This window comes from Pseudomonadota bacterium (assembly GCA_026388315.1).
In the GTDB taxonomy this organism is placed as follows: Bacteria; Desulfobacterota; Syntrophorhabdia; order Syntrophorhabdales; family Syntrophorhabdaceae; genus MWEV01.
Genome location: JAPLKA010000035.1, coordinates 25,550 through 36,097, shown reverse-complemented (window position 1 = coordinate 36,097; position 10,548 = coordinate 25,550). Strand labels below are relative to the sequence as shown.

General features: G+C 42.3%; 6 protein-coding genes and 1 pseudogene. 2 read left to right on the top strand and 5 right to left on the bottom strand.

The features are described from left to right. The first annotated feature begins 85 nt into the window (after positions 1–85). Positions 86–421, top strand: coding sequence for a type II toxin-antitoxin system HicB family antitoxin (locus NTX75_03370; protein MCX5815268.1), 336 nt, complete (start codon positions 86–88; stop codon positions 419–421). A 103-nt stretch (positions 422–524) separates the two neighbouring features. Next, positions 525–1,211: an ATP-dependent helicase gene (locus tag NTX75_03365; protein MCX5815267.1), complete on the top strand. Its 687-nt coding sequence runs from the start codon at positions 525–527 to the stop codon at positions 1,209–1,211. A gap of 209 nt (positions 1,212–1,420) precedes the next feature. Here NTX75_03365 and NTX75_03360 read toward each other — a convergent pair whose 3' ends face one another. The 5 genes and pseudogenes from NTX75_03360 to NTX75_03340 all read right to left on the bottom strand — a co-directional run bounded on the left by NTX75_03360 (position 1,421) and on the right by NTX75_03340 (position 10,406). Further along, complete coding sequence (locus NTX75_03360; protein MCX5815266.1) at positions 1,421–4,408, bottom strand: DEAD/DEAH box helicase family protein; 2,988 nt, start codon at positions 4,406–4,408, stop codon at positions 1,421–1,423. A 20-nt stretch (positions 4,409–4,428) separates the two neighbouring features. Next, complete coding sequence (locus NTX75_03355) at positions 4,429–6,396, bottom strand: site-specific DNA-methyltransferase (protein MCX5815265.1); 1,968 nt, start codon at positions 6,394–6,396, stop codon at positions 4,429–4,431. Positions 6,397–6,415: 19 nt separating this feature from the next. Next, positions 6,416–9,366, bottom strand: a pseudogene (locus tag NTX75_03350) (SNF2-related protein). 206 nt (positions 9,367–9,572) lie between these two features. Beyond that, on the bottom strand, positions 9,573–9,758 hold the full coding sequence (locus tag NTX75_03345) for a hypothetical protein (protein ID MCX5815264.1): 186 nt from the start codon (positions 9,756–9,758) through the stop codon (positions 9,573–9,575). Between the two features lie 144 nt (positions 9,759–9,902). Beyond that, on the bottom strand, positions 9,903–10,406 hold the full coding sequence (locus tag NTX75_03340) for a DNA-3-methyladenine glycosylase 2 family protein (protein ID MCX5815263.1): 504 nt from the start codon (positions 10,404–10,406) through the stop codon (positions 9,903–9,905). Between the last annotated feature and the right edge of the window lie 142 nt (positions 10,407–10,548).

Below are 10,548 nucleotides of genomic sequence, written 5' to 3'. Positions count from 1 at the left end.
TTCATCGACCCCACCCGGGCAAGGAAGCAAAAAAGTATCAGGTCGAAGAACTGCGCGAGTGGTTGATACAATTGGAGGTGACACCATGAAAAATGTAATGACCTATAAGGGGTATACGGCCCGGATCGAATTTGATCAAAGGGATAATATTTTTACCGGCAAGATTATAGGAATCGCGGATAGCATCACATTCCATGGAGAAACCGTAATAGAACTCCGGGTCGATTTCCAGGCCGCAATTGATCATTATATAGCAGATTGTGCTGCCACAGGCCGCAGGCCACTGAAGGCAGCTTCCGGTAAGCTGATGCTCCGTGTTTCTCCTGAGATTCATGCCAGAGCTCTTTCCACAGCAAAAACCGCAGGGAAAAGCCTTAATCAATGGGCAGAAGATGTCTTGAGTAAAGCCGCCCACGTTTGAAAAAGAGTGGCAGAATGGTGTGGAGAACTTATTCTTGTCATTATTTTTTACCCTATGAAGAGATCAACCGTTACAAATCTGCACATCAGGCCCTTGCCTGAATTTGTTGATAACCGGATGCTTATACGTAACACATCTTCCTTCTCATCTCTCTCAATCCCAGCTACAACAATACTCCAATCGTTATATCGGCAAAAAGTTTATTGGTGATCTGGAGGAATATGATGGAGAGAAAGGGCTTTGTTTCTATGACGCCCTGAAGAAGATAAGAATAGATGTTCCCTATATCAGGAAATTAGTCAGGGAGTTTATTGCTATCATAGAGCCGTTGATACAAGATGTTGCAACTATTGAACAGGCTGAAATGATCGGTATCCTGAGAGAGGTGCTTGATTGCGACCGGTTTGTAACTGATGACGAGATACCGTCGCCAGATGATGAAAAAATTGCAAATATCAATCAATTACAGCTTGCTGCGCTGAGGTACAGCAATATCGAGGCGCTATTAGCTTATACCGATACCTTTACCGATGATAGAAGCCACGACAAAAATGGAGTGGCCTTGATGACAATACACAAAAGTAAAGGCTTAGAGTTCCCGGCAGTGTTCCTGATTGGAATGCTGGAAGGGATATTGCCCAATAAAAGGGGCGATGTTGAAGAAGAGAGAAGGGTCGCCTTTGTGGCAGCAAGCAGGGCAATGAGAAAGTTGTTCCTGACCTATTCCCGAATGTATATGGGGAAGCAGGTGAAGATATCCACATTTCTGGATGAAATGATAAAAGGATAAGAAAAAAGAAAGAGGCACCTGCCTGAGAGGGTAGGTACCAATTATATATTTTTTTGTTTGGAGGGCGGGTATCCATATTTATTCAGGGTACGTTTCACAATGACCACAACACAACGAAAGTAGCTATGTTAAGTACTGCCAAAACGATTTGAAAGACAGTAAGTATGCTCTTTGCCGTTCTCTGTATGGCCAAGAATTCCCTCTTCTTATTATGCCTGTAAAATTTCATGAATATTTGTCGCGTCCTTAAAGTTGACACCGAGCGCTATAAAATGAGCTTTCCCACAATCAACTTTTTTATTTTCCGACTCACGTCTCTTATCTCTATCAAACGTGCTCTTCGTCTCGCGCACCAGATAGAGTTTTTGAGTATCTTCGACAACCACGGCCCAATCGGGGTTATAGGTCCCAAGAGGTGTAGCAACTTTGAACCAGCGAGGCAGTTTACAGAAAAATTTTACTTTATCCTCGGAATCTAAAAGTTTCGCGATTTTCTCCTCTGTGTCGGAATCATAGGCAATATAGTCGAAAGGGGTCCTGTTATCTGTGCTGGTAACGGTGTATAGTCTGTTTAGATATTCTTCGACTTCAGCCTGCTCAAAAAGGCGCATATCATAAATCTGGCCAGCGATAGGCTCATACTTTATACCATCAATAATCAATTCGTGCAGAGCCCTATTGATAAGCTTTGCTGCTTCCGCCATAAACATCACCGGGTTGGCTGTAAAATCCTTGATCCGGTTAGATTGTTTTAGAATTTTAACTAAAGTACCGCGGGTTAATTCTGTTTCTCTCTGTAAAAATGCCAAGATATCTGGCAACGGCTGTTCATTGCTGACGGTATATGTCCGGTTGCTGGTGATCCTGCCGCCTGTGACACCCGATTCATTAATTTCAATATCCCGTTTGGTAATTTCTATCTGAACCTTCCTGATTTCGGCCATCGCTTTGATTTTTGCCGAGGCAAGTTCAACCAATTTGTCTGTTTTAAACTCTACTGAATACCGTGTTTTCTGGCTGATCTTATCCCAAAGAATCTTAAAGTCGGGATTCAGTTCCACACGCTTATTATAGGAAACAGTTTGTCTCTTACGAGCATCTTTGACAATATCGCGTGGAAGAAAACGATTCATCCGGATGATAACAGCTTCATCCATACCGGAAAAGTCACTGGGTAAATTTAAAGAAAAACCGGCTTTGTCCGGTTTGAATTTTGGAGTAAAATCGCCACTATCATCAATGAGCCCTTCCTTGCGAATATGTTCCCATAGAGCTTTTGATTCTTCCTGAGAAAGATAATCGGTACCGGCAGTGTTAAGTAGGGGAGTAAAAGCAATTTGTAAGATACGCCCAAATTTGAATCCACCGCTTGGATCAATGGCCATTTCTATATCGGATTGTAAGCCCCGTGCAAAGTTTTCAAATGATTCGTTGGCAATCACTGTAAGTCGATTGACTTGTTCATCATATACGCGGTCGCCATCATGATTGACGGGCAGCCTCAGACCACGTCCAATGGTTTGACGACGCTCTCGATCAGTTCCCATTTCCCGCAAAGTGCAGATCTGAAATACGTTAGGATTATCCCAGCCTTCTCGAAGCGCTGAATGGCTGAAGATAAATCGCAACGGTTCTTCGGTGTTAAGCAGGCGCTCCTTATCCCTCATGATTAATTCATAGGTTTCATCATCTTTTGCCGTGCTTCCGGTTGTGTCCAACTCTTCGACAACCTTACCTTTCTTCTTGTCTGCTGAAAAATAGCCATCATGCACTTCTTGTGCGGTATAAGGTATCAGCCCTTTATACATCGGCATATTGCTGATTTCAGCATAGAACTCTTCAAACCAGGTAGCCAGTTTTCCTTTTTGCCTGTTGCCGTTCTCATCAAACTGGCGGTAACTTTTGACATGATCAATAAAGAAGAGGGACAAGACTTTTATTCCTTTGTCTTTCAATCTCTTTTCTTTAGCAAAATGCTGGTCGATGGTTTGTCGGAGTTGGCTTTTCATTCTTTCATCACCCATACCGTCCGCTTCATGGGCAAGCTCCACCACCACACCATTTTGAAATTCGATATATTCATTGCCGGGCTCGGCATTGATATTGGTTAACAGGTACCCTTCATAGTCGATTCTGTTGGTCTGTTGGGTTAAATCCATACCATGTTTTACTTTGACTTGTTTTTCACGCGGACCGTTAGGCGTGTCTTCAAAAATAGTGATCTTTGCCTGAGGCGTCTTGGATGTTATTGGCCAGTAGCCGACCGAGTCCAGACGGACCATGGTCTTGCCGAAATTTTGGCCGCCGCTGGCATCCATCACTTCTATCTGCTTCACAATCCGCATATCATAAGCTCGGATAGGATCAAGCTGATAAAGGAGATTGTAAGGATTGGTGTGGGTAGCCGAGTAGCGCAAAGCAAAGAGGGGATTCAAGTTACTTATGGCTTTCTGTGATTTTGGTGTATTATCCACGCTCTGGGGTTCATCGATGATAAGCACTGGATTAGTGGCCTGTACATATTCTATCGGGCGTCTACCGGACATCTTATCCTGTTCCTGATGAATGATATTGAGTTTTTTCTTCTCAGCATCGGAAAGCATCCCGTAGTCCACATCTTCACCGGCATCTCTCTGAAAAGCCTGAATGTTAATAACCATGATCTGCACTTCGTTGTTAACGGCAAACTGGCGGACCCGGCTCAAATCTTTTGACTGATAGACAAAATCATCAAAGGCCACATTGTCATATAGGCCCTTGAAATGGTCTTTCATGAGCTTAATAGAGCTGGTGACTCCCTCGCGGATAGCTACTGATGGCACAACGATAATAAATTTCTTGAATCCATAAAGTTTATTGAGTTCAAAAACAGTACGCAAATATACGTAGGTTTTACCGGTTCCGGTCTCCATTTCCACCGAAAAGTTGGGGAACTTGTAAGGCGATCCTTCTTCAATCAGCATCCGTGATTTAGGTATGTTGTTGCGCATCTGGATTTTGTGCAAGTTGGCAAGCATCTCATTAAATGGCAGTATCAGATCATTACCAATACCAAGCTCATTGAACAAAGTGCCGCCGATGTTTTCAAAATTGATCTTAAGGCCGCTTTGTGCCTGTGGTAAACCTTCAAGCAGGTCGGTAACGCTTTGCGTGGCTTCTTGCTGGTATTCTAAGTTGGCATCAAATTTTAATTTCATATGAACATTCTCTATATTCTCTATATAGTTTTAAATACAATTTGATTGGCCTTCTCGCGGCCCATATTACGGGCGCTAAAAGTCTGTACTGCATTGGCTTTAAGCTGGTCATTACCATGGAATGCGCTATCCAGGCAATAGAACTGCATAGGCTCCGCTTCGGCCACTGCATCAATAAGTTCTTTGTTAATGTCATTTTCCAAACAGATCAAAAGTCCGCCATCAGCAATAGAAAATACCTGCTTTCCAGCCATGGTTTTGGTTTCAATTTTCTCCGTAGCGGTGAACCCGGCTTTGATGAGAATTTCATAAAGCAGGTCCTCTTGCGTGGCCTTGTGGCTGATATGATCAATGTGCAGTTCGAGTTGTTCAATAACTTTTTCAGGCTGGGCATCTGGTGCAAGCTTCTGCCACTGCTTGAAGTTAGACTTGTCGAGCTTAAAGACTTTAAATCCGAGATCTTGTTTTGACGCTCCTTCTAGATCGAGTTTTCCTTCTTGCTCTTTATTCAGCTTTTTTATCACCCGTCGGATACGTTCTTTGCCTATGTCTGAAATGGTTTTATACCCGGCTTTGAAGGCCTCGGTGTCTTCGGCGCACGGCTCAGGGAGTTGAACGCAGATAAATTTGCGGTTGCGGTTGTCTTGTTTGTTAATGTCGAAAACAGCATGGGCGGTAGGGCAGGAACCTGAGAAGAAGTCGAGAATAATATCAGAATTTTTGTTTGATTCAGATACTATCTGCAGGAGTCTTTCTATCATTTGTAAAGGTTTAGGATTATCGAAGACTTTATTTCCCATCAATTCGCGCAAATCAATGCTAGCCTTCTTACTGCCATCAATTTCTGTCCAAAGCGGGGATGGTCTTTTTGTCCTACCTTCGAGATATGTTTTAACATATGGCCACCATTCTTTACTTTCGTTCTTTTTGCGAATTTTCCAAACTATATAATTGTCTTTTTCAAGTCGCTCATAGCCTTTTCTATCAAATCTCCAGCGGCTTTCGTATCCAGTTGGGCCTATTGGCAATACTAAGTTACCATCCGGGTCTTTTATCGGAAAAAACATGTTTGGCCTATCTTGTCTCCTGTCATTGCTCCCAGTTTTTCGTAATTGCCATAAAGCATATTTTCCCTTCTCGTCTTCTTCTTCATATCGTTCTAAATCGCTGTCGCTTAAAGGTAAACCAGCTAATTCGGTATCGGTTTTTTTTGAATATGTAATAACATAATCAAATGACGAACCGAGGCCACCACTGTCTTGTCCTGTAGTCTGTCCAGTTGATCTAACGATTGTTCCTTTGTAGTTTTCCTCTCCGAAAATCTCATCACACATCTTACGTAGATTATTCACCTCATTATCATCAATACTGATAAATATCACCCCATCGTCACGCAATAAATTTCTGGCCAAATATAATCTTGGGTACATCATGTTGAGCCATTTCGTATGAAAACGGCCTTCGTTGGCGGTGTTGGTGGAGAACTTTTTACCATCACCGTCAATTAGTCCTGCATATTCAAGATAGGTTTCGAGCGATTCACTGTAGTTGTCGGGGTAGATAAATTCCTTGCCAGTGTTGTATGGTGGGTCAATGTAGATCATCTTAACCTTGCCGTAATAGCTCTTCTGCAAGAGCTTCAATACCTCCAGATTATCGCCCTCGATAAAAAGGTTTTCGGTGGTGTCAAAATTCACTGATTCCTCGCGGCAGGGCTTGAGTGTGGCGACACTAAGTGTTTGTATTAGCTTGAGCGCTTCTTTCTTGCCAGGCCAGTCCATACCATAACGTTCACGGCGAGATTCAAATAAGTCGGTAAAAGTCCCCAGTTCGGCTTTCAATTTTTCAAAGTCCACGCTTTCCACCAGTTCACCTTTATCGTTTACGGTTTCGGTAAAAACGGATGGAAATAGTTGTTTCAGTTGAGCGCGGTTTTCAGCGGATATATCCAGTGATGTACCGCCCATTTTTTGAAGTGTTGTGTTCATAATAGTTTTCCTTAATATTTTAGATTATTTTCCACTTAATTGAAAAGAGCGTCACCTTTTCGGCTATTTGCTTCAACCGTTTTTCGACAGTATCCAATAGTCCATCCTTCTGCTGTTCAATTACCTTCGCTGATTCGTCATATTGTTTCCATGCTATATTGCGCTTAGCATCCAAATCACGGATTTTTTTTGAGTTGCCAGTTTCTCTGGGAGATTGACGGCCAGTCGCGCCTCTTTTTTGAATAGCGCTATCTGATCGTCGTAATCTTTCAACTCCGCTTTTAAGGCTCGGCGTTTATCTTCCGCCCAACTGTCCAACTTGTTTATTTCATCATCGAAATATTTTCCATTCCTTTCGGCAATCTCGGCAGATACGATCGAAATGCTTCTCTGTTCTATGCTATCCAATTTCTTATGTTGTTCTGGCGATAGTGTTTTCGTTACAACCGACTGAGCGGAAAGGGAAAATATCTTTTTTATTATCTCTGGTTCAATGCGGTCTCCGGCATCATCAAGGGCTGATACAATTACTGTGTCTTCAGCTTCGAATGCTTCAATAGTATAGTTTGAGACTTTGAGCACGCCGCTTTTGCCAACCAACGGTTCAAGCACAGAAATGATTGATGTATTGTTAGAATAATCAAAAACAATCTCGGCTTCGCTAACTCGTTTCTTCTTTACCTCAGTTAAAATTTGCTGTGCCAGCGAATGTCCGGGGCGATACACGTGAGCATCCTCTATGTTCTTTCCAATTCGGTAAGGTCCTCGGTCGATCTTCTCATTAGGAAAAGGATTTTTGTTGAGCATAAAGGAATATTCATGTTCAGCAAAATCAGCATTATTCCCTAAATAGTATTTGGTGACATCCCACAGCCAGCGTTCATATGTATCAAGGTAGGCTCGGGTTTCTCTTTGATTGACTTTAAGCCTGTCATGCACTTCAGAGTCGAAGTTCTCAAGAAGTTTTTGGCGAGTATCTGATAAGCTATGTTGGATATGCTCATCCATTTCATCCTGCAAACGGTCAAAGGCATTATTTATTTCGTCTGTAGTCCGGCAGGTCTGATAAATACTGGCAATTCGTTTTTCAAAATCCACACCCGATTCAATGGCACCAAGGACTTCATCGCTGGCCCCAAATACTCCTTTGAATAAATTGAATTTTTGATCCAATAATTCATAGACGCGCTGATCGGCAGCATTCTTACGATTAACGAAGTTAATTACCACTACATCGTGTTTTTGGCCGTAGCGATGGCAACGGCCAATACGCTGTTCTATCCTTTGAGGATTCCAAGGTAAATCGTAGTTAATCACCAGCGAACAGAATTGGAGATTAACGCCTTCCGCTCCAGCTTCAGTAGCAATCATTATCTCTGCTTCGTCCCGGAAATAGTCGATAAGCGCAGCGCGTGCATCGGCTGTCTTTGAACCGCTTATCTTGTCGGTATCCTTATTTTGTATCAGCCAGTTTCTATAAATTTCCTTGGATTTTTCATCGCTATTTGAACCATTAAATAAAACGATCTTGTCTTTATAGCCGTTATTGGCCAACAGGGTATCGGCCAGATATTTCTGGGTAATTGTGGATTCGGTAAAAATGAGGGCTTTCTTTTTGGCGCCAAGTTCTTGAGCCATCTCAAAACCTTTTTGAAGAGCCGTCAACAATGCTTCACCTTTGGAATTGGTATAGATCTTTTGGGCCAGATCCCGGAAGTTCTCAAGATCGGTTCTTTCCTGTTTCATTGATGTGATATCTTCCGCGGTAAAGACTTTGTTATCTTTTTCTATTTCTTCCTTGTCTACTTCTTCATCATCAATCCATTCATCGGATATTTCCTCGAAGGCTTCAAAGTTTTCCTCGATCCCTGCAATGCCTTCATCTCGCGCCTCTTTATTGTTTTGAGCTTGGGCATCTTGGATCAATCTTTCCAGCTTATACACCAATCCATTCAGAGTACTGGCAATCGCGAAAGATGATGAAGCCAACAACTTGCGCAGAATCAGCGTCATGAGTTGTCGCTGGCTGGACGGCAAAGCATAAAGTTTGGCTCGCTGGAGATATTCAGACATTCCGTTATAAAGTTCGACTTCCTGTTCTGTCGGGACGTAATCTTGAGTTATGGGTTTACGCTCGGTGTAGTTAATGTATTCCAGCACTTGACGGCGAAGTGTCCGAATACAGACCGGCTTTAAACGATTTCTTAAATCGATAAACATTTCCTGTTTTGGTTCGACAAGTCCAAGTTCATTTTCATATATATCCTGCTCACGGGAAACGCGGGCATAATTGGCTTTGAAACTTTTAAGATCCCCGAATACGTGATCATCAATAATGCTCACAAGGCCATAAAGTTCGAGAAGCGAGTTTTGAAGAGGTGTTGCAGTAAGCAAAAGCTTTGGCACTTCGTCTAATGCCTGCTTGATCTCTCGGGCAATCTTATTGCTGGTTTTGTAAACATTTCGTAAACGGTGCGCTTCATCAATCACCGCCAAATCCCATTTAGTCTGCCTTATGTAAGGTGATTTTGCCTTGGCAAAATGATAAGAGCATATGATAATTTTACCTTCCTGATTGAAAGGATTCAGATTGCCGTCTTTAATATATTGGTTAAATGACTTTGCTTCGAGAATTATCGAAGGTAAGAAAAATTTATCTTGGAGTTCGGCATTCCATTGTTTTCTGAGACTCGCTGGAACGATTAAGAGAATGTTTCTTTTTCTTTCTGCCCACTTCTGTGAGAGAACTAATCCGGCCTCAATCGTTTTTCCTAAACCAACTTCATCAGCTAAAATAGCTCCTTTTGACAATGGGGAGCGGAAAGCAAAAAGGGCAGCTTCGATTTGATGTGGATTCAGGTCAACTTGAGCATTAGAAAGTGTGGAAGAAAGTTTTTCCAAACTATTTGACGAACAGCGCTTAGTAAGCTCATAAGCAAAATATTTAGCATGATAAGGGGTTAGCTGCATGTATTCATAATCTTACACTTTAATATTTGCTGTAGACAAACAAAATCTTACCTATTCAACCACTCTCTCTGATTTATCCTGAACATCAGAAAATTCTTCCCCTCCTCTCCACTATCTCATCCCCATCAACCCAATCTTCTCCCCAGACCATTCCATTATAATAACACTCACCATATCAACTTTTACCTATACCTACCAAAATCTTCTCATTCTCCGAACAACGTCTCATCAGTGATGGCTGTCATGAAACACTTGTTCTCAAAATCGTCCTCTTCCACAAGTTCATAAGGATCATCTTTTGCAATACCGGCTTTTTCCAAGGCATCATCAAGGTCAAAGGAATCAACCGTTCTGTTTTCCAGGTAGTTTATTTTGAATGTATATTGTGCCATGGTAACCCTCCTCTATAAGTGAGTATAGCAGATTAGGGTGACAACAGTAAAAACCTGAGAAATATTATTTTGGGATGGTGTGATGACCGGCAAAACCACCTTACGGTCCTTGCATATTCAAAAAAATGAGGTCTCTCCTATCTATCACCCAAGGTGCTGCCACAAATACCATGATGCGACTGATCGGTATGGTCGCCACAGATCTGCAACACTCGCCAGCAATCCGTCCTTTTCTTTATCAACCCCATAAAGAAGCCTTGCTGCACGCTGTAATCCGGCATCACCAAGCGACAAAACATCCAACCTTTTGAGTCCAAAAATAAGGAACATTTCGGCGGTCCAGCGGCCGATACCTGGACAATCAACAAGGGCGGCAATAACATCATCATCTTTTTCTGATTCAAGATTGGAGAATGATAACCGGCCATCAGACACGCGCTGAGCCAGTTCATGGATATACCTTGCCTTCGGCCACGAAAGACCAGCAGCACGCAATAACTCTACTGGAGTTGATAATAATTCTGTCGGAAGAAATGGTATAGAAACAATTTCTGCAATACGGTTTTCTATGGTGTCGGCGGCTTTTGCAGAAAGCTGTTGGCTGATAATTGAAGTTACCAGGGGATGAAACGGATGATATTCTCCCAATCTGCCATAGGACAAAGACCATGTTCAGAGATCAACTTCTTCATTATGGGGTCAGCTTTGGATAAATGACGTTCCGCTTGACGGATGGTTTTTTGTGTTATGGGTTGTTTCTTTCTCATGTGTCTGATGCAACTCTTATGAT